General features: G+C 72.4%; 15 protein-coding genes. 9 read left to right on the top strand and 6 right to left on the bottom strand.

Features of this window, described 5'->3' with window-relative positions:
* Positions 1-67: 67 nt before the first annotated feature.
* A complete protein-coding gene (locus tag FNH09_RS10800; RefSeq protein WP_162468392.1) occupies positions 68-1,276 on the bottom strand; it encodes a bifunctional adenosylcobinamide kinase/adenosylcobinamide-phosphate guanylyltransferase in 1,209 nt (402 codons plus the stop codon).
* A 245-nt stretch (positions 1,277-1,521) separates the two neighbouring features.
* Here FNH09_RS10800 and FNH09_RS10795 point away from each other — a divergent pair, with 245 nt between their 5' ends.
* Positions 1,522-1,734, top strand: coding sequence for a hypothetical protein (locus FNH09_RS10795; protein ID WP_152886531.1), 213 nt, complete (start codon positions 1,522-1,524; stop codon positions 1,732-1,734).
* 135 nt (positions 1,735-1,869) lie between these two features.
* On the opposite strand, the gene FNH09_RS10790 is transcribed toward FNH09_RS10795, so the two are convergent.
* Both FNH09_RS10790 and FNH09_RS10785 read right to left on the bottom strand, forming a co-directional pair.
* A complete protein-coding gene (locus tag FNH09_RS10790) occupies positions 1,870-2,571 on the bottom strand; it encodes a methyltransferase domain-containing protein (RefSeq protein WP_162468391.1) in 702 nt (233 codons plus the stop codon).
* 83 nt (positions 2,572-2,654) lie between these two features.
* The gene (locus FNH09_RS10785) at positions 2,655-3,281 is read right to left on the bottom strand and encodes a DUF3043 domain-containing protein (RefSeq protein ID WP_152886530.1); all 627 of its coding nucleotides are present in this window, start codon (positions 3,279-3,281) and stop codon (positions 2,655-2,657) included.
* A 291-nt stretch (positions 3,282-3,572) separates the two neighbouring features.
* On the opposite strand from FNH09_RS10785, the gene FNH09_RS10780 reads away from it, so the two are divergent.
* The 6 genes from FNH09_RS10780 to FNH09_RS10755 all read left to right on the top strand — a co-directional run bounded on the left by FNH09_RS10780 (position 3,573) and on the right by FNH09_RS10755 (position 12,777).
* Positions 3,573-4,355, top strand: coding sequence for a PspA/IM30 family protein (locus FNH09_RS10780; RefSeq protein WP_238426602.1), 783 nt, complete (start codon positions 3,573-3,575; stop codon positions 4,353-4,355).
* 40 nt (positions 4,356-4,395) lie between these two features.
* Entirely contained in the window at positions 4,396-4,674 is a 279-nt protein-coding gene (gene pspAA, locus FNH09_RS10775) for a PspA-associated protein PspAA (protein WP_152886541.1), read from the top strand.
* Between the two features lie 556 nt (positions 4,675-5,230).
* A complete protein-coding gene (locus FNH09_RS10770; protein WP_162468390.1) occupies positions 5,231-6,463 on the top strand; it encodes a histidine kinase in 1,233 nt (410 codons plus the stop codon).
* Positions 6,460-7,143 carry a response regulator gene (locus FNH09_RS10765; protein WP_152886528.1) on the top strand — a complete coding sequence of 228 codons (684 nt, stop codon included), beginning with the start codon at positions 6,460-6,462 and terminating at the stop codon, positions 7,141-7,143. Before FNH09_RS10770 ends, FNH09_RS10765 begins: the two co-directional genes overlap by 4 nt.
* A 165-nt stretch (positions 7,144-7,308) precedes the next feature.
* Positions 7,309-10,413 (top strand): efflux RND transporter permease subunit, encoded by a 3,105-nt coding sequence (locus FNH09_RS10760; protein WP_152886527.1) that lies wholly within the window; start codon positions 7,309-7,311, stop codon positions 10,411-10,413.
* Between the two features lie 87 nt (positions 10,414-10,500).
* Positions 10,501-12,777, top strand: coding sequence for a protein kinase domain-containing protein (locus FNH09_RS10755; protein WP_152886526.1), 2,277 nt, complete (start codon positions 10,501-10,503; stop codon positions 12,775-12,777).
* A 21-nt stretch (positions 12,778-12,798) separates the two neighbouring features.
* On the opposite strand, the gene nadA is transcribed toward FNH09_RS10755, so the two are convergent.
* Positions 12,799-13,983 (bottom strand): quinolinate synthase NadA, encoded by a 1,185-nt coding sequence (nadA, locus tag FNH09_RS10750; protein WP_162468389.1) that lies wholly within the window; start codon positions 13,981-13,983, stop codon positions 12,799-12,801.
* 305 nt (positions 13,984-14,288) lie between these two features.
* Here nadA and erpA point away from each other — a divergent pair, with 305 nt between their 5' ends.
* The gene (erpA, locus tag FNH09_RS10740; protein ID WP_152886524.1) at positions 14,289-14,645 is read left to right on the top strand and encodes an iron-sulfur cluster insertion protein ErpA; all 357 of its coding nucleotides are present in this window, start codon (positions 14,289-14,291) and stop codon (positions 14,643-14,645) included.
* A 118-nt stretch (positions 14,646-14,763) separates the two neighbouring features.
* Here erpA and FNH09_RS49765 read toward each other — a convergent pair whose 3' ends face one another.
* The gene (locus tag FNH09_RS49765; protein WP_338017531.1) at positions 14,764-16,944 is read right to left on the bottom strand and encodes a hypothetical protein; all 2,181 of its coding nucleotides are present in this window, start codon (positions 16,942-16,944) and stop codon (positions 14,764-14,766) included.
* Positions 16,945-17,113: 169 nt separating this feature from the next.
* Positions 17,114-17,323, bottom strand: a complete 210-nt coding sequence (locus FNH09_RS10730; protein WP_152886523.1) for a hypothetical protein — start codon at positions 17,321-17,323, stop codon at positions 17,114-17,116.
* 131 nt (positions 17,324-17,454) lie between these two features.
* Between FNH09_RS10730 and FNH09_RS10725 the strand changes: the two genes are divergently transcribed.
* Positions 17,455-18,429 (top strand): PfkB family carbohydrate kinase, encoded by a 975-nt coding sequence (locus FNH09_RS10725; protein ID WP_162468388.1) that lies wholly within the window; start codon positions 17,455-17,457, stop codon positions 18,427-18,429.

Here is an 18,429-nt window from a genome sequence, read left to right as displayed (position 1 = left end):
GGTGCCAACCGCTTTCGCGGGCGCCGGGGGCCACGCCGGACCGGCGCCGAGCCGACGGTTCGGAGTGTCAGCCGCGCAGTGTCAGTACCTGACCCGCCACCACCAGCAGTACCTGCTCGCACTCCCCGGCGAACGCGGCGTTGAGCCGCCCGAGTTCGTCCCGGTAGCGCCGCCCCGAGGCGGTGGCCGGGACGATCCCCGACCCCACCTCGTTCGACACGGCGACGACGGTCCGCCGGGCGGCGCGCACCGCCGCGGTCAGTTCCCGCACCCGCTTGCGCAGCGCCTTCTCGCCCGCGTCCGCCCACACCGCGTCGTCCCACGCGCCGACGGAGTCCATCGCGTCGGTGAGCCACAGCGACAGACAGTCGATCAGCAGCGGCGGCCCGTCCTCCGCCAGCAGCGGCACCAGGTCGCACGTTTCCACGGTCCGCCACGACCCCGGGCGCCGCTCCCGGTGCGCCGCGACCCGCCCGGCCCACTCCTGGTCGCCGCGGCGCGCACCCCCCGTGGCGACGTAGAGCACGTCGGGGAACGACTCCAGTCGCCGTTCGGCCTCCACCGACTTGCCCGAGCGGGCACCGCCGAGCACCAGCGTCCGCCGGGGCACGTCGGGCACCTCCTCGTACACCCCCACCGCCAGCGTCGTCCCGTCCGGCACCGTCCGCGCTCCGGCCGCCGCGAGCCGCCGCCGCAGCTCGAGTCCCGGCGGCACGTCGTGATCGAGGTGGACGGCGACGACGTCCGTCGTCGGCCCCACCGCCCCCACCGCCCGCAGCTTCGCGAGCGCGTCCGGCCGCCCCACGACATCGGCGAGCACCATGTCGTACGGCGCCGCCGCGTCGTTGCCCTCCTCCAGTCCGGCCGGCGCGCACCCCGGGGGCAGATACAGCAGCCGCTGACCGTCCGGCCCGGTCACCGCGTACCCCGTGCCCGGCGCGTCCATCGCCACCGCCCGCACCCGATGCCCCGTCAGCAGCGCCAACTCCCGTCCGTCCGGCACCCGGCCGGGCTGCGGCAGTCCGGCCGGCACCTCCAGCGCGGGCCCGTCGTGCGGATGCGACAGCAGCACCTGACGTACGCCGGCCAGCGAAGTCCCGGCCCGCGCCGCCGCGAAGGCGGCGCCGGGGGTGAGGTCCAGCAGCAGGGTGCCGTCCACGAGCAGTGAGGTGGCCGCCCGCGCCTCCGCGGCCAGCGCACACGCGCAGGCCGCGCAGGGACAGTCGGGGCGGGGCAGGCCCGCGGGGGCACCGGTGCCGAGCAGAGTCAGATCCACACCGACGATTTTCGCCTGTCCCGGCCGGTCCCGCGTGATCAAGACCCCCTCGGAGCCCGTGTCCCGCCCCCAGGGCCTGTCCGGCGGATCACGCCGCAGCCGCGCGGCCGGTCCGGGCGGGCGCGTCGGCCGATCTTCCTCCGCAGCCTGCTCACGGCCGACCCGGCCGAGCACATAGGCTGCGAGCAGGGGCCGGACGGTGATCCGGCTTCTGCTCCGCATGTGCTCACATCTGGGAGGCGTACATGGCGACATGGCTGTGGCGGTTCGAGAAGGCCGACGGGACGGAAGTCCAGCCCGCGGTGCAGCCCGAGGAGTTCACGACGCAGGGGGACGCCGAGTCCTGGATCGGAGAGGTCTGGAAGGACCTGCTCGCAGGGGGCGCCGACCAGGTGCGGCTGTTCGAGGACTCCACCGAGATCTACGGGCCGATGAGCCTGCACGCCGAGGAGTCCTGAGCCCCGGGCGAGGGCCGTCGCCCCGGCCCTCGCCCCTCACCGCGCGTCCGGCGCCAACTCCACCGTCCGGCCGGCCCCGGCGCGCGTGAACGTCACCGTCGTCCGTTCACCAGGCCGGTTCGCGGGAGCGGGAAGTCAGCCGCGCACGCCGCACAGATGCAGCAGCGCCGCCGTCGCCCGGTAGGGGTCCGTCCGTCCGGCCCGTTCCTCGGCCGCCAGCAGGGTGTCGACGTCGTCGGGCGGCTGCGCGCCGTCCACCGCCGTGTCCGTGAAGACCCGCACCCCGTACCAGGTGTGCAGCGGGGCCCCGATCCCGGCCAGGGTGGCGGTCAGGGTGGCGAGCCGGTCCGCGCGCACGTCGAGGCCCAGCCGGTTGCGGTAGACCGTGCTGTCGAAGGCCTCCAGCGCCTGGGCCCAGTCCCCGGACAGCCCCGGCCGCATCGCCAGTGCGTCCGCGTTGCGCACCAGCAGCGAGAGCAGCCCGCCCGGCGCGAGCATCCGCGCGAGCCCGGCCACCATCGGGTCGGGCTCCTCGACGTACATGAGTACGCCGTGACACAGCACGAGATCGAAGCTGCCCGGCAGGAAGTGCACCCCGGTGTCCCGGCCGTCGCCCTCGATGATCCGCATCCGGTCGCGGATCCCCTCCGGCTCCGACGCAAGTGCCTCCCGCGCCGTCGCGACCATCGTCGCGTCCCGTTCGAGCCCGGTCACCTGGTGACCGGCCCGGGCCAGCCGCAGCGCCTGCGTGCCCTGGCCCATCCCGACGTCCAGCACCCGCAGCCGCTGCCCGACGGCGAACCGCCCGGCTATCTGCTCGTCGAGCTGGCGAGCCACCAACTCCTGTCGTACGACATTCCGCAACCCGCCCAGCTTGCTCAGCCAGGCATCGGCCGCGCCCCCGGTGAACGACGTCGTACTCAGGGCCGCTCTCCGCGCTTGACCTGCGGCTTGGGCAGCCGGAGCCGGCGCATCTGGAGCGAGCGCATCAGCCCGTAGGCGACCGCGCCCTTGCGTCGCTGGTCGGGGAAGCGCTCGTTGAGCTGCTTGCGCAGCCGGAAGCCGGACACGGCCGAGTCCAGCACGATCAGCACGATCACGACCATCCACAGCAGCAGCGCGATGCTCTGCACCGACGGCACCCGCACCACGCTCAGCACGAGGATGACCACGGCCATCGGCAGGAAGAACTCGGCGATGTTGAAGCGCGAGTCGACGAAGTCGCGGGCGTACCTGCGCACCGGTCCCTTGTCACGGACCGGTAGGTATCGCTCGTCCCCACTGGCCAGCGCCTGGCGCTGGCGGTCCATGGCCTGACGCCGCTCCTCGCGCTGACGCTTGGCGGCGTCCTTGCGCGACAGCGACGTGTTGGCGACGCTGCGGCGCTGGGACTGGGCCTCACTGCGCTTGGGCGTGGGCCGGCCCTTCGGGGCCTGCGGGTGGCGGGTCTGCTTGGAGTCGGTCACCTGCGCCTTGTCGGCGGGGGCCTTCTCTTCCTTGGCACGGCTACGGAACACAAAACCCAAGGGTACGGGGTGCGGCGGCATGGACCCCAGCCCGGCCGGGAACGATCCGGCAACACCGGGCGTCTGTACGGGGGCGGGGAGGACGTCGTGGACGGTTCACCGGGCGAACACCTGGAGGGCTACCGCGGGCAATCCCCGGGGAACACCTACTCCTCACGCCGGAGCGGGTGCGTCGGCAGTCGTCCTTGGGGATGAGCGCATCCGTCCCCGAACAGTGCGGTAATGGATGCAGGGCCCGTACTGTGGGTTCTGTTGCAGTGGCTGGAGCCGGAGTCCGTCAGAAGGGGGCGCGCGAAGCCCATGAGCGGTGTCATGAAGCGTATGGGGATGATCTTCCGCGCGAAGGCGAACAAGGCCCTTGACCGGGCCGAGGACCCGCGCGAGACCCTCGACTACTCGTACCAGAAGCAGCTGGAGCTGCTCCAGAAGGTGCGCCGGGGCGTCGCCGACGTGGCGACCTCGCGCAAGCGCCTGGAGCTCCAGCTCAACCAGCTCCAGCAGCAGTCCTCCAAGCTGGAGGACCAGGGCCGCAAGGCGCTCGCGCTGGGCCGTGAGGACCTGGCCCGCGAGGCGCTCTCGCGTCGCGCCGCGCTCCAGCAGCAGGTGACGGACCTTGAGACGCAGCACGCGACGCTCCAGGGCGAGGAGGAGAAGCTCACGCTGGCCGCGCAGCGCCTCCAGGCCAAGGTCGACGCCTTCCGCACCAAGAAGGAGACGATCAAGGCGACGTACACGGCGGCCCAGGCCCAGACCCGGATCGGGGAGGCCTTCTCCGGCATCTCGGAGGAGATGGGCGACGTCGGCCTGGCCATCCAGCGTGCCGAGGACAAGACGGCCCAGCTCCAGGCCCGCGCCGGCGCCCTCGACGAACTCCTCGCCTCGGGCGCGCTGGACGACCCCACCGGCATGGCCAAGGACGACCTCCAGGCCGAGCTGGACCGGATCTCCGGCGGCACGGACGTGGAGCTGGAGCTCCAGCGCATGAAGGCGGAACTGGCCGGGGGCAGCTCCTCGGGCCAGCAGGCCATCGAGGGCGGCACCGGCCAGTCGCAGCCCCAGCAGCCGCAGGACACCCCGCGCTTCGACAAGCAGTGATCATCGGACCGTGACCCAGGCCCACGCCGAGGAGGGCGACATGATCGTACGGATCATGGGGGAGGGACAGGTGAGGCTGGCCGACGGCCACCTCGCCGAGCTCGACAAGCTCGACGACGAGCTTCTGGCCGAGGTGGAGAAGGGCGACGGCCCCGGCTTCCGCCGCACGCTCGAGGCGCTGCTCGACAAGGTCCACGACCTGGGCGAACCGCTCCCGGACGACGCCCTGGAGCCGTCGCAGCTCATCCTCCCCGCCGCGGACGCGACCCTGGAGGAGGTCCGGGACCTGCTCAGCGACGAGGGCCTGATCCCGGGCTGACCCACCCGGCCGCCCCGGGGCCGACTCCCGTCGCCCCGGGCCGGCCGCCGCGTACGCCGTGACGCGCGTCCGTACGCAGGGCGCGCATCCGTACGGAGGGCCGCGCGTTCCACGCGGGGACGGTGTGTCCGTCCCCGTGAGGCGTGTCCGTACGCCGACGCGTGTCCGTCGCAGGGCCGTGTCCCCGTCGCCGCGACGCGTCTCCGTGCACCGACGCGCGTCCGTGCGCCTTCACGTGTGTCCGGACGCCGACGCGCGTCCGTACGTCGTGACGCGCCTGCCCGTACGCCGACACGCGTCCGTGCGCCTTCACGTGTGTCCGGACGCCGACGCGCGTCCGTACGTCGTGACGCCAGCCCGTACGTCGACTCGCGTCCGTGCGCCGCGACCCGGGTCGGTACGCCGCGCGGCCGGGTTCCGGCGGGATCTCGGTGTGCGCCGTGATGCGGTGCCGTGCGCCGTGCCCCGCCCTCCACGCGCCCAGGACCGGACCTGTTCCGGCACCGGCGACTGCCCGTACTGTTTCCACCGTGAACCCCCTGGAACCGTCCCGACCGTGAGCACCCTCGAACGCGCCCGATGCCGTCTCCAGGCCCATCCCCTCGCGCTCGACGCGGCGCTCGCGGCGGGAGCGCTGGTGTGCATGGTGGCCGGTTCCTTCGTGCAGCCGCACGGGGAGCGCGACGTCAACTGGATCCTGCGCGCGCCGGACCCCTTCAGCCTCCTGCTGATCGTCCTCGGCGCCATGGCCTTGGTCTTCCGCCGCAGCGCCCCCATGGCCGTCCTCGCGGTCACCGGCGGCCTCGCCCTCGTCGAGAGCATCACCGGCGACCCGCGCGCCCCGGTCGCGATGTGCGCCGTGATAGCCCTCTTCACCGTCGCCGCCACCACCGACCGCCCCACCACCTGGCGGGTGGGACTGCTCACCATGACCGTCCTGACCGGCGCGTCCATGCTCGCCGGCCCGCTGCCCTGGTACGCCCAGGAGAACCTCGCGATCCTCGCCTGGACCGGCATCGGCGCCACCGCCGGGGACGCCGTGCGCAGCCGTCGCGCCGTCGTCCAGGCCATCCGCGACCGCGCCGACCGCGCCGAACGCACCCGCGAGGAGGAGGCCCGCCGCCGGGTCGCCGAGGAACGCCTGCGCATCGCCCGTGACCTGCACGACGTCGTCGCCCACCACATCGCCCTGGTCAACGTGCAGGCCGGAGTCGCCGCCCACGTCATGGACAAGCGCCCCGACCAGGCCAAGGAAGCCCTCGCCCACGTCCGCGAGGCCAGCCGCTCGGCGCTCAACGAACTGCGGGCCACCGTCGGGCTGCTGCGCCAGTCCGGCGACCCCGAGGCCCCCACCGAGCCGGCCCCCGGCCTCGACCGCCTGGACGAACTCGCCGGGACCTTCCGCAGCGCCGGTCTCCAGGTCGAGGTGGCCCGCGCCGACCAGGACACCGCCCTGCCCGCCGCCGTGGACCTCGCCGCCTACCGCGTCATCCAGGAGGCCCTCACCAACGTGCAGAAACACGCGGGCTCCGCGGCGAAGGCCGAGGTCAGCGTCGTACGCGTGGGACCCCATATCGAGGTCACCGTGCTCGACGACGGCCGCCCGGCCCAGGACGGCGTCCCGGGGACCGGCGGCGGCCACGGACTGCTCGGCATGCGCGAACGCGTGACCGCGCTGCGCGGCACCCTCACCACCGGCCCCCGCTACGGGGGCGGCTTCCGCGTCCATGCGATCCTGCCGGTCAAGACCCGCACCGTCGCCGCGGGGGAGCGGGGGGAGCCCGTATGACCATCCGCGTGCTGCTCGCCGACGACCAGGCGCTGCTGCGCAGTGCCTTCCGCGTCCTCGTCGACTCCGAGCCCGACATGCAGGTGGTGGGGGAAGCGGCCGACGGCGCCGAGGCGGTCCGGCTGGCCGGACAGGAACGCGCCGACGTCGTCCTCATGGACATCCGCATGCCCGGCACGGACGGTCTCACCGCCACCCGGATGATCAGCGCCGACCCGGACCTGGCCCGGGTCCGCGTGGTCATTCTCACCACCTTCGAGGTCGACGACTACGTCGTCCAGTCGCTGCGCGCGGGCGCCTCCGGCTTCCTCGGCAAGGGCAGCGAACCGGAGGAACTCCTCGCCGCCATCCGGATCGCCGCCGCGGGGGAGGCCCTGCTGTCCCCGGCCGCCACCAAGGGGCTGATCGCCCGCTTCCTGGCCCAGGGCGACGCCTCCGAGGACGCGGCGGACCCGGCCCGCAGCGAGCGGCTGGCCACCCTCACCGTGCGTGAGCGCGAGGTGCTCGTCCAGGTCGCCGGCGGCCACTCCAACGACGAGATCGCCGAGCGGCTGGAGGTCAGCCCGCTGACGGTGAAGACGCACGTCAACCGGTCCATGTCCAAGCTGGGCGCCCGCGACCGGGCCCAGCTCGTGGTGATCGCCTACGAGTCGGGCCTGGTACGCCCGAGGGTGGAGTGACCCCACCCCGGCCGTACTGCGGCGGGAGTATACGTCCGACGAGGAATTGGACCTGGAGCCTACGGATCAGGGTCCGGTGGTGGCCCAGGGTGTAGTTGTGGGCGCTCACCTGTCCGTGTGTACGCTCCGTGACTTCTGCCGCTCCCGGAAAAGAGACCCCGACCCATGTCCTGGCTGTCCAGAATCAGCCTCGCGCAACGGGCCCTGATAGGCCTGATGTCCATCATCGCGATCGCGTTCGGCGCGATCGCGATCCCGCAGCTCAAGCAGCAGCTCCTGCCCACCATCGAACTGCCCATGGTGTCCGTGCTCGCGCCGTACCAGGGCGCGTCCCCGGACGTCGTCGAGAAGCAGGTCGTCGAGCCGATCGAGAACTCCCTCGACGGGGTCGACGGCATCACCGGCGTCACCTCGACGGCCAGCGAGGGCAACGCCGTGATCATGGCGTCCTTCGACTACGGCAACGACACCAAGCAGCTCGTCGCCGACGTCCAGCTCGCCGTCAACCGGGCCCGTGCCCAGCTGCCCGACGCCGTGGACCCGCAGGTCATCGCCGGTTCGACGGACGACATGCCGACCGTCGTCCTCGCCGTCACCTCGGGGATGGACCAGCAGGCGCTGGCCGACCGGATCGACCGCTCGGTGGTGCCGGTCCTGAAGAACGTCGACGGCGTCGGCCGGGTCATGGTCAACGGCGTACGCGACCTCCAGATCACCGTCACGCCCGACGACGCGAAGCTGAGGAAGGCGGGCCTGACCACGGCCGGCCTGGCCCAGGCACTCCAGGCGGGCGGCGCGACCATGCCGGCCGGCTCCTTCGACGAGGACGGCAAGAACCGCACCGTCCGGGTCGGCGGCGGCTTCACCTCGGTGGCCCAGATCCAGGACCTGAGGGTGACCGGGCAGCCCGGCGGCAAGCCGGTGCGCCTCGGTGACGTGGCCGAGGTGCGCCAGCAGGAGGCCCCGGCCGACTCCATCACCCGCACGAACGGCAGGCCGAGCCTCGCCGTGATGGTCACCATGGACCACGACGGCAGCGCGGTCGCGATCTCCAAGGCCGTCGAGGACAAGCTGCCGGACCTGCGCAAGGACCTCGGCTCCGGCACGACGATCACGGTCGTCAGCGACCAGGGCCCCGCCGTGTCGAAGGCCATCGAGGGCCTGACCACCGAGGGCGGCCTCGGCCTGCTCTTCGCGGTCCTGGTGATCCTCGTCTTCCTCGCGTCGGTCCGCTCGACGCTGGTGACGGCGGTCTCCATCCCGCTGTCCGTGGTCCTGGCGCTGATCGTGCTGTGGACGCGTGACCTCTCCCTGAACATGCTGACGCTGGGCGCGCTGACCATCGCGATCGGCCGGGTCGTGGACGACTCGATCGTCGTCCTGGAGAACATCAAGCGCCACCTCGGCTACGGAGAGGAGCGCCAGGCGGCGATCCTCGGCGCGGTCCGCGAGGTGGCCGGCGCGGTCACCTCCTCCACCCTGACCACGGTCGCCGTCTTCCTGCCGATCGGCCTGGTCGGCGGCATGGTGGGCGCGCTGTTCGGCTCCTTCAGCATCACGGTGACCGCGGCCCTGCTGGCCTCCCTGCTGGTCTCCCTGACGGTCGTCCCGGTGCTGTCGTACTGGTTCCTGCGTGCCCCCAAGGGCACCCCGGCCGACGCGGCCCAGGCCCGCCGCGAGGCCGAGGCGAAGGAGGCGGCCAGCCGCCTCCAGCGCTTCTACGTGCCGGTCCTGCGCTTCGCGACCCGCCGCCGGCTGACCAGCGTCGTCATCGCGGTGGTGGTCCTGCTCGGGACCTTCGGGATGGCGCCGCTGCTGAAGACCAACTTCTTCGACCAGGGCGAGCAGGAGGTCCTCACCGTCAAGCAGGAGCTGGCGCCGGGCACCAGCCTGTCGGCCACCGACGAGCAGGCGCAGCAGGTCGAGAAGCTGCTCGCCGGGGTGAAGGGCGTCAAGGACTACCAGGTCACCATCGGCTCCTCCGGCTTCATGGCGGCCTTCGGCGGCGGCACCGACACCAACCAGGCGTCGTACCAGGTCATGCTGGAGGACTCGGCGTCGGCCGACGACGTGCAGAGCCGCATCGAGAAGGGTGTGGCCGGGCTGAAGGGCGCGGGCACGATCACGGTCGCCGCCGGTGACGGCTTCGGCAGCCAGGACCTCAGCGTGGTCGTCAAGGCGGCCGACGCGGATGTGCTGCGCAAGGCGGCCGACGAGGTCCGCGACGCGGTGGCCGGCCTCGACAACGTCACGGACGTCACCAGCGACCTGTCCCAGAGCGTGCCTCGTATCTCGGTCAAGGCGAACGCCAAGGCCGCCGCCGCGGGCTTCGACGACCAGACGCTGGGTCTGGCGGTCACCCAGGCGGTCCGCGGTACGACGGCCGGGAAGGCGATCGTCGACGACACCGAGCGCGACGTCGTCATCAAGTCGGCCGAGCCGGCCACGACGCTGGCGCAGCTGCGCGACCTGCGGCTGGGCGCGGTGAAGCTGGGCGACATCGCCACGGTGGAACTGGTCGACGGCCCGGTGTCGATGACCCGCATCGACGGCCGCCGGTCGGCGACCGTCACCGCGCGGCCGACCGGTGACAACACCGGCGCGGTCAGCGCCGACCTCACCGCGAAGCTGAACTCCCTGAAGCTCCCGGCGGGCGCGACGGCGGAGATCGGCGGTGTCTCGCAGAACCAGGACGACGCGTTCAAGAACCTCGCCCTGGCGATGCTGGCGGCCATCGCGATCGTCTTCATGCTGCTGGTGGCGACGTTCCGCTCGCTGGCCCAGCCGCTGATCCTGCTGGTCTCCATCCCCTTCGCGGCGACCGGCGCGATCGGTCTGCTGCTGGTCACCGGCACCCCGATGGGTGTTCCCGCGATGATCGGCATGCTGATGCTGATCGGCATCGTGGTGACGAACGCGATCGTGCTGATCGACCTGATCAACCAGTACCGCGCCCAGGGCCACGGCGTGGTCGAGGCGGTCGTCGAGGGCGGCCGGCACCGGCTGCGGCCGATCCTGATGACCGCCCTGGCGACGATCTTCGCGCTGCTGCCGATGGCGCTGGGTGTCACCGGCGAGGGCGGGTTCATCGCCCAGCCGCTGGCGGTCGTGGTGATCGGCGGTCTGATCACGTCCACGCTGCTGACGCTGCTGCTGGTCCCGACGCTCTACGCGATGCTGGAGCTGCGCAAGGAGCGCCGCGCGGACAAGCGCGCGGCGAAGCGGCAGGCCGCGGAGCCCGAGAAGACCCCGGAACCCGCCGGAGTCTGACCGCTCACCGCTCCGATGCCCCTTCCCCCGCACGGGTTTCATATCCTGTGAACTCGAACTGCTTTGCGGGGGAAGGGAATCGGGGCGTTGCCGCTGCACAGGGACGATCCGAGGACGCTCGGCGGATACCGGATCGTCGACCGCCTCGGGTCCGGGGGCATGGGCGTGGTCTATCTGGGCCGCTCCCGGTCCGGGCGTGAGGTCGCCGTCAAGGTGGTCCACGCCCAGTACGCGCAGGACGACGTCTTCCGGACCCGCTTCCGTCAGGAGATCGCGGCCGTCCGCAAGGTGAGCGGCGCCTTCACCGCCCCGGTCCTGGACGCCGACCCGGAGGCCTCCCGACCCTGGATGGCCACCCAGTACGTGCCGGGCCCGGCGCTCTCCGACCTGATCCGCGGGACCGGCCCGCTGAAGGGGGCGCGGCTGCGCCTGCTGGCGCTGGGGCTGGTGGAGGCCCTGCGGGACATCCACCGGGCCGGCGTGGTCCATCGCGACCTCAAGCCCGCCAACGTCCTGATGGCCGAGGACGGCCCACGGGTCATCGACTTCGGCATCTCCCGCGCGGCCGGGAACCAGACCCTCACCGAGACCGGAAACATGATCGGCACCCCGCCGTTCATGGCGCCGGAGCAGTTCGAGGACGCCCGCTCGGTCGGGCCGGCCTCGGACGTCTTCTCCCTCGGCGCGCTGCTGGTGTTCGCCGCGACCGGCAGCGGTCCCTTCGACGCCGACAGCCCGTATCTGACGGCGTACCGCGTCATGCACGAGGAACCGTCGGTGGACGCGGTCGCGGAGCCGCTGCGCTCGGTGCTGATCCGCTGCCTGGCCAAGAAGGCCGACGAGCGGCCCGGACTGGAGGAACTAGGACGGGAGTTCGCCGAGGCGCTGCCCGAACCGGCGGCCGGCGACCAGGAGACGGTGACCCTGCGTCTGCCGCCCTCCGGCCCGGCACCCGACGAGCCCGCCCGGGCCGCCGCCGCACCTCCCCGGGACCGCCGTTCCCGGCTGCGCCGGTGGCCGGTCCTGGCGGGCACGGCGGGTGTCCTGGCCGTGGCGGTCACCGGCTACGTCCTGTTCGACCCGTTCCAGCGGCCGGACGGGAGCAGGAGCACGGCGTCGGCGGGGAGCACCCCGTCGCACAGCGCCTCCCGCGGAACCTCCCGCTGGGACCCGCTGCCCGCCGGCTGGAAGCCGTGGCGGACCTCGGTCTACGGGGCCGCGCTCTCCGGCGTGACCGGGACGATGAACGACGACGGGGCCTTCTCCGGCAACACCCTGTCCTGCGCGATGGGCGAGGACGCCCTGTACTGCGGGGGCTCCGGCGTCCTGCCCGTCCGGGTCGACGGCGCGACGGGGCGGCTCGCCTGGCGGGCGGACTCCGTGCCCTCGGGAGTGGCACGGGAGAACTACGACAGCACGGTCCTCGGGGAGCACGACGGTGTGCTGCTGGTCCGCCAGTCGGTCGTGAGCAGCACGGGCGCCGACCGGGCGGCCAAGGTCCTGGCCCTCGACTCCGGCACCGGTGAACTGCTCTGGTCGCGCAAGATGGACGACGACACCGTCCAGCCCGCCCTCGTCGGCGATCTGCTGCTGGTGCCGGACGGCAAGCGCGTGACGGCCCGCGATCCGCGGCAGGGCACCGCGCGCTGGACCACGGACCTGCCCGCCGCCCCGGCCTATTACTGCGGGTTCCACGAGATCGGCGGCCGTCCGTACGCCGGCTGCTTCGACCCGGGCAGCTCGCCGTCGCGCACCGAGTTCTACGCCGTGGACCCGGCCGACGGCACGACCCGGAAGGTGAGCGTGCCGGACCGCGACCTCGCGTACGTCGGCGACGTCGACGGCGATCTGGTCTTCCTGGCGTCCGACGGCCAGGACGGATCGGCGTTCGAGGACTCGGTGCCCACCGAGGACTCGGCGTACACCGAGGTCCTGCTGATCGACCCGAAGACCGGGACCGTACGCAGCAAGAGTCTGCCGGGCAGCCCGCACGGCGCGGCCGCGCTGGTGGGCGGCGTGCTCTGCTTCGCCTCCTCCAACGGCCGGGTCACCGCGCACGAGCCCGGGACGGGCAAGAGGCTGTGGGCGACCACGACCTCGCTGGAGCAGCCCGGCACGCCCGTAGCCGACGAGCGGGGCCGCACCCTCTTCGCGGCCAGCGCCTCCGGGCGGGTGGCCGCGCTGGACAAGGCGACGGGCCGCCTGCTGTGGGAGTCCTCGGCCCGGGCCGCGCAGGTCATCCGGACGAGTTTCCACCCGGCGCAGGTGTATCCCGACGGGGGTTCCCTGGTGGTGCTCAGTCCCGACGGGACCGTCTTCGCGCTGGACCCGGCCCACCCCGACCGGGAGCCGCTGTCGGGGTGATCCGGGTCCACGAAGGATCGGTTACGGCAGCGCCAGCATCCGCTCCAGCGCCAGCTTCGCGAACGCCTCGGTCTCCTTGTCGACCTCGATGCGGTTGACGAGGTTGCCCTCGGCCAGCGACTCCAGCGTCCACACCAGGTGGGGGAGGTCGATGCGGTTCATGGTCGAGCAGAAGCAGACCGTCTTGTCGAGGAAGACGATCTCCTTGCCCTCGGGCGCGAAACGATTCGCCAGCCGACGGACCAGGTTCAGCTCCGTGCCGATGGCCCACTTGGAGCCGGCCGGGGCGGCCTCCAGGGCCTTGATGATGTACTCCGTCGAGCCGACGTAGTCCGCCGCGGCCACGACCTCGTGCTTGCACTCGGGGTGGACCAGGACGTTCACGCCCGGGATGCGCTCGCGCACGTCGTTCACCGAGTCCAGCGAGAAACGGCCGTGGACCGAGCAGTGGCCGCGCCACAGGATCATCTTCGCGTCGCGCAGCTGCTCGGCGGTCAGGCCGCCGTTCGGCTTGTGCGGGTTGTAGACCACACAGTCGTCGAGGGACATGCCCATGTCCCGCACCGCGGTGTTGCGGCCGAGGTGCTGGTCGGGCAGGAAGAGGACCTTCTCGCCCTGCTCGAACGCCCAGTCCAGCGCCTTCTTGGCGTTGGACGAGGTGCAGATGGTGCCCCCGTGCTTGCCCGTGAACGCCTTGATGTCGGCGGACGAGTTCATGTACGAGACGGGCACGACCTGCTCGGCTATGCCGGCCTCGGTCAGCACGTCCCAGCACTCCGCGACCTGCTCGGCGGTGGCCATGTCGGCCATCGAGCAGCCGGCGGCGAGGTCCGGGAGGACGACCTTCTGCTCGTCGCCGGTCAGGATGTCCGCGGACTCCGCCATGAAGTGCACACCGCAGAACACGATGTACTCGGCCTCCGGGCGCGCGGCCGCGTCCCGGGCCAGCTTGAAGGAGTCGCCCGTGACGTCCGCGAACTGGATGACCTCGTCGCGCTGGTAGTGGTGGCCGAGCACGAAGACCTTGTCGCCGAGCTTCTCCTTGGCCGCGCGGGCGCGCTCGACCAGGTCCGGGTCGGACGGCGAGGGGAGGTCGCCCGGGCACTCGACGCCACGCTCGCTCTTCGGGTCGGCCTCGCGGCCGAGGAGCAGGAGAGCGAGGGGCGTCGGCTGTACGTCGAGCTCCGGGGTCTGGGCGGTGGTCACGACACGCACCCTTTCTGTTCTGCGGCTCATCGGTCCGTTCATCGGCCGACGCTAGTTTTCGTCTAAATGACGCTATCTATCATAACTGCTTCACGTCACTTTGACGACGGCCATAGTGTCGGTGTGACATGAATCCCGATGGGCCGTTTTCCGCTCCCCGTGTCATGTGCGAGCATGAAGAGGGATCCGAGGGTCGAAGGAACCAGCGGAACCGAAAAGACACGCGCCCGGCCCGGAATGAATCCGCGGCCCCGCCGGTTGCAACCGTCGGCAAGCAGTCTCCGTACAACCCGGGAGAGATGTAGATGTCCGTATCGGACGAGACCAGCACCGTCACCGACGGCATCATCCTGACCGACGCCGCCGCGTCCAAGGTCAAGGCCCTGCTCGACCAGGAAGGCCGCGAGGACCTCGCCCTGCGTGTCGCCGTTCAGCCCGGTGGCTGCTCCGGCCTGCGCTACCAGCTCTTCTTCGACGAGCGTTCGCTCGACGGTGACGTCGTCAAGGACTTCGACGGCGTCAAGGTCGTCACCGACCGCATGAGCGCCCCGTACCTGGGCGGCGCCTCGATCGACTTCGTGGACACCATCGAGAAGCAGGGCTTCACGATCGACAACCCGAACGCGACCGGCTCCTGCGCCTGCGGCGACTCCTTCAGCTGACCCGCCCGGGCCGCCCTCGGGCGGCCCTGGACGGCACGAGAAGGCGGCGACCCCCTACGACGGGGCCGCCGCCTTCTCGTCGTCCGGCCGCCTTCTCGCTGTCCGGCCGTGCGCCCTGCTACCGCTGGAGCTTCGTCCCGGCCGTCACCGCCGGGACCTCCCGACCGTCCGAGCCGACGACCTTCCGGTCGCCCAGCGGCCGGTCCAGCCGCACGCTCTGGTCGAAGGTCTTGGCGATCTTGATGCAGATCTTGTTCGGCCACGGCGTCTCGGTCACCTTCACCGTCACCCGGTCCGCGCTCTCGACCGCCGTCGCCCTGTAGTCGGCGCACACCCCGCCGGTGTAGCGCACGACGAGCTCCGAGTCGTCGGCCCGATAACCCTCCACCCGCACGTCGTGCGTCGAGGGCGCGGTGGTCGGACCGGCCGACACGGACGGAGTGAGGTAGTCCGGCTCCACCGCCGGATAGGTCACCGTGAAGTCGTCCTGCGCGCCCGTCCCACGGGCCGTGAACAGCCAGGACGGAACCAGCGCCAGCCGCTCGTCCGCCCGGTGCACCGCCAGCCCGAACACCGCGTCCTCGACCGTGACGGTGGTGCGCGTCCCGGCGTCCGGGGCGGTCGACGAGCCGCACGGCTCCTCCAGCCGGTCCTTCAGCGGTACGGGGCTCGCGCAGCCGCCGATACCCATCCGGTGATCCGTGCCGGGTGCCTTGTTCAGCAGGTCCAGCGCCTCCCGCGCGCTGAGCGCGGGGTACACGTCCCCCTTCAGCGGGGTCGTGAGCTGCCCGTTGCCGCCGACCAGCTCGCCCTGCGCGCCGACGGTCAGCCCGGTCGTCAGGCCGTACGTGGGCAGCCCGCCCACCGTCGGATCGGCGTTCACCACCCGCTGGGCGCCCATGACCTGGCTCGCGTCCACCTTGGCGTCGTCCTGGCCCAGCGCCTTCAGCACCGGCGCGGCCGCCTTCTTCGCCGCCGCCTCGCTCACCGGGTCGGCGATCGGGCCGGCGGGGTCGCGTATGCACAGGGTCCGGTTCTTGCAGTCGTCGGTGCCGGGCGCGTAACGGCTGAAGGTCCAGGCGCCCGGCGCCGCCTTGTTCACCCGGAGGACCGGGCCCGCGCCGTCCTTGTCCGTGCCGACCTTCCAGACCGTGCCCTGCGCCACGGGTGTCCCGTCGATCCCGAACGCCTCGGCCAGGCGGGCCACCTCGTCCCGGGTGACGTCGCCCGTGGCCCAGTACACCGGCGCCGAGCCGGGGCCGTCGGGCAGCGTTCCGGCGGCCCGGTACGTCACGCCGTACGGATTGGGCTCGCCCGGCGCGATGCCGTTGGCCGTCCCCCCGTTGCCCGACGTACCCGGGGCGGAGTAGCCGTCGAGGGCCAGCGGGGCGGGTGTGCCGTCTCCGGCGGACGCGCCGGCACCCGTACGGCCGCCGGACGCGCTCGCGGCGAGGTACGCGCCACCGCCCCCGACGAGCAGCACGGCGGCCGCGACCGAGGCCACGACCACGGGCGAGCGCCGCCGGGACGCCGGACGCCCGTCATGGTCCCCGAGACCGTCGCCGCCCCCGGAACCCTCCTCCGAGACCCGGCCCACCTCGGCGTCCCGCCCCGAGCCGCTCGCGCCGCCTGCACCGACGGAGGCGTCCCCGACGGAGGCGTCCCCGAGGGGGGCGTCCCCGGCGAGGCCGGCCTCGACGGAGGCGTCCCCGACGGGCTTGTCCTCGGCGGAGGCGCTTGCGAGGGGGCCGTCCTCGGCAGAGCTGTCTCCGACGGGGGTCGTCCCGCCCTCGGTGTCCTCGGCGGAAGCGTTTCCGAGGGGGCCGTCCTCGGCGGAAGCGTCCTCGGCAGAGCTGTCCCCGACGGGGATCGTCCCGCCCTCGGTGTCCTCGGCGGGGCTGTCCTCGGCGGCGGCGTCCCCGAGGGGGCCGTCCTCGGCGGAAGCGTTTCCGAGGGGGGCGTCCTCGGCAGAGCCGTTCCCGACGGGGGCCGTCCCGTCCCCGGCGGGGTCGTCCCCGACGGGGGCCGCCGGGGACGGGACGGCCGTGGCTCCGGCCTCGGGACGGTCCTCGGCGCCGGGTACGACGTCGTCCGTGTCGGCACCGGCCCCCGCTCGGGGGCCGGCACCGGCCTCGACATCGGCGCCGGTCCCGGCGTCGGCATCGGTCCCGGTCGGGGTCTTCGCGTCGGCCCCGGCCCCGAGGGCGGTCCCGGCCCGGAGCCCTTCCTCCTCACCGGCGGTCTCGGCGACGCCCGGCTCGCGTGCGGCGTCGTCGTTGTCGGGTCGCTCGGTGTTCACCGCATCGCTCCTTCGGCTGCTGTCCTCATGGCCGACCCTGACCCGGCCCTGTCAAGATGGGCGGCGGAAGGGGTCGTATCCCGCATCCCCTCTACAGGGGACGGCGATGGGACGCAGCGGGGGAGCGCACGGTTCCCCGAAACGCGCCGACGCGGAATTCGGGCGCCGCTCAGTCCCCGTAGTCCGACATGGCGTCCAGCAGCCGCGCGGACGCCGACGGCACGGTCACCCCGTGGATGAGGGACGGGGACACCGGGAGAGGGGTGAACCGGTCGGGGGCCGCCCAGTGCGGCACCATCCGGGCACAGTCGACGCGCAGCGACGCAAGGCCGCCCTCCAGATCCGCCGGGGCAGGGGCACAGCGCTTGAGGTTCGTCATAACGGCACCGTATGCATGGCTCGGGCCGCGAAGAAAGATCTACTATCGGGTAGTTTCGTACGCTTCAAGGTCGGCCCGCCGACCGGGTAGCGTGAACTGTCAATGCCCCTCCCCCCAGGAGAGTCCACGCCGTGCGCATCGCAGTCACCGGCTCCATCGCCACCGACCACCTCATGACCTTCCCCGGCCGCTTCGCCGACCAGCTCGTCGCGGACCAGCTGCACACGGTCTCGCTCTCCTTCCTGGTCGACAACCTCGACGTACGCCGGGGCGGCGTCGGCGCGAACATCGCCTTCGGCATGGGCCAGCTCGGCACGGAACCGATCCTGGTCGGCGCCGCCGGTTCGGACTTCGACGACTACCGCGCCTGGCTCGACCGGCACGGCGTCGACACCGACTCGGTGCGCATCTCCGAGACGCTGCACACCGCCCGCTTCGTGTGCACCACCGATGCCGACCACAACCAGATCGGCTCCTTCTACACCGGCGCGATGAGCGAGGCCCGCCTCATCGAGCTGAAGACCGTCGCCGACCGTGTGGGCGGTCTCGACCTGGTCCTGATCGGCGCCGACGACCCGGAGGCGATGCTCCGGCACACCGAGGAGTGCCGCACCCGGTCCATCGCGTTCGCCGCAGACTTCTCCCAGCAGATCGCCCGGATGAACGGCGACGAGATCCGGACCCTGCTGGAGGGCGCCACGTACCTCTTCTCCAACGAGTACGAGAAGGGGCTCATCGAGTCCAAGACCGGCTGGAGCGACGAGGAGATCCTCGCCAGGGTCGGCCACCGCGTCACCACCCTCGGCTCGCGCGGTGTGCGCGTCGAGCGGGTCGGCCAGGACCCGATCGAGGTCGGCTGCCCCGACGAGGACCGCAAGGCCGACCCCACCGGCGTCGGCGACGCCTTCCGGGCCGGCTTCCTCTCGGGCCTGGCCTGGGGCGTCGGCCTGGAGCGCGCCGCCCAGGTCGGCTGCATGCTGGCCACGCTGGTCATCGAGACGGTCGGCACGCAGGAGTACCAGCTGCGCCGCGGCCACTTCATGGAGCGCTTCACCAAGGCCTACGGCGAGGAGGCCGCCGCCGAGGTCCGCGAGCACCTGTCCTGA

Source organism: Streptomyces adustus, from assembly GCF_009377175.1.
In the GTDB taxonomy this organism is placed as follows: domain Bacteria; phylum Actinomycetota; class Actinomycetes; order Streptomycetales; family Streptomycetaceae; genus Streptomyces; species Streptomyces adustus.
This window is presented reverse-complemented; position numbering and strand designations above follow the sequence as displayed.

Bases quoted from the DNA above. Each gene is read 5' to 3' on its own strand.
- FNH09_RS10795 (WP_152886531.1), top strand. From the start codon at position 1,522: ATGGCGACATGGCTGTGGCGGTTCGAGAAGGCCGACGGGACGGAAGTC.
- FNH09_RS10785 (WP_152886530.1), bottom strand. From the start codon at position 3,281: ATGCCGCCGCACCCCGTACCCTTGGGTTTTGTGTTCCGTAGCCGTGCC.
- FNH09_RS10780 (WP_238426602.1), top strand. From the start codon at position 3,573: ATGAAGCGTATGGGGATGATCTTCCGCGCGAAGGCGAACAAGGCCCTT.
- pspAA (WP_152886541.1), top strand. From the start codon at position 4,396: ATGATCGTACGGATCATGGGGGAGGGACAGGTGAGGCTGGCCGACGGC.
- FNH09_RS10765 (WP_152886528.1), top strand. From the start codon at position 6,460: ATGACCATCCGCGTGCTGCTCGCCGACGACCAGGCGCTGCTGCGCAGT.
- FNH09_RS10760 (WP_152886527.1), top strand. From the start codon at position 7,309: ATGTCCTGGCTGTCCAGAATCAGCCTCGCGCAACGGGCCCTGATAGGC.
- erpA (WP_152886524.1), top strand. From the start codon at position 14,289: ATGTCCGTATCGGACGAGACCAGCACCGTCACCGACGGCATCATCCTG.
- FNH09_RS10730 (WP_152886523.1), bottom strand. From the start codon at position 17,323: ATGACGAACCTCAAGCGCTGTGCCCCTGCCCCGGCGGATCTGGAGGGC.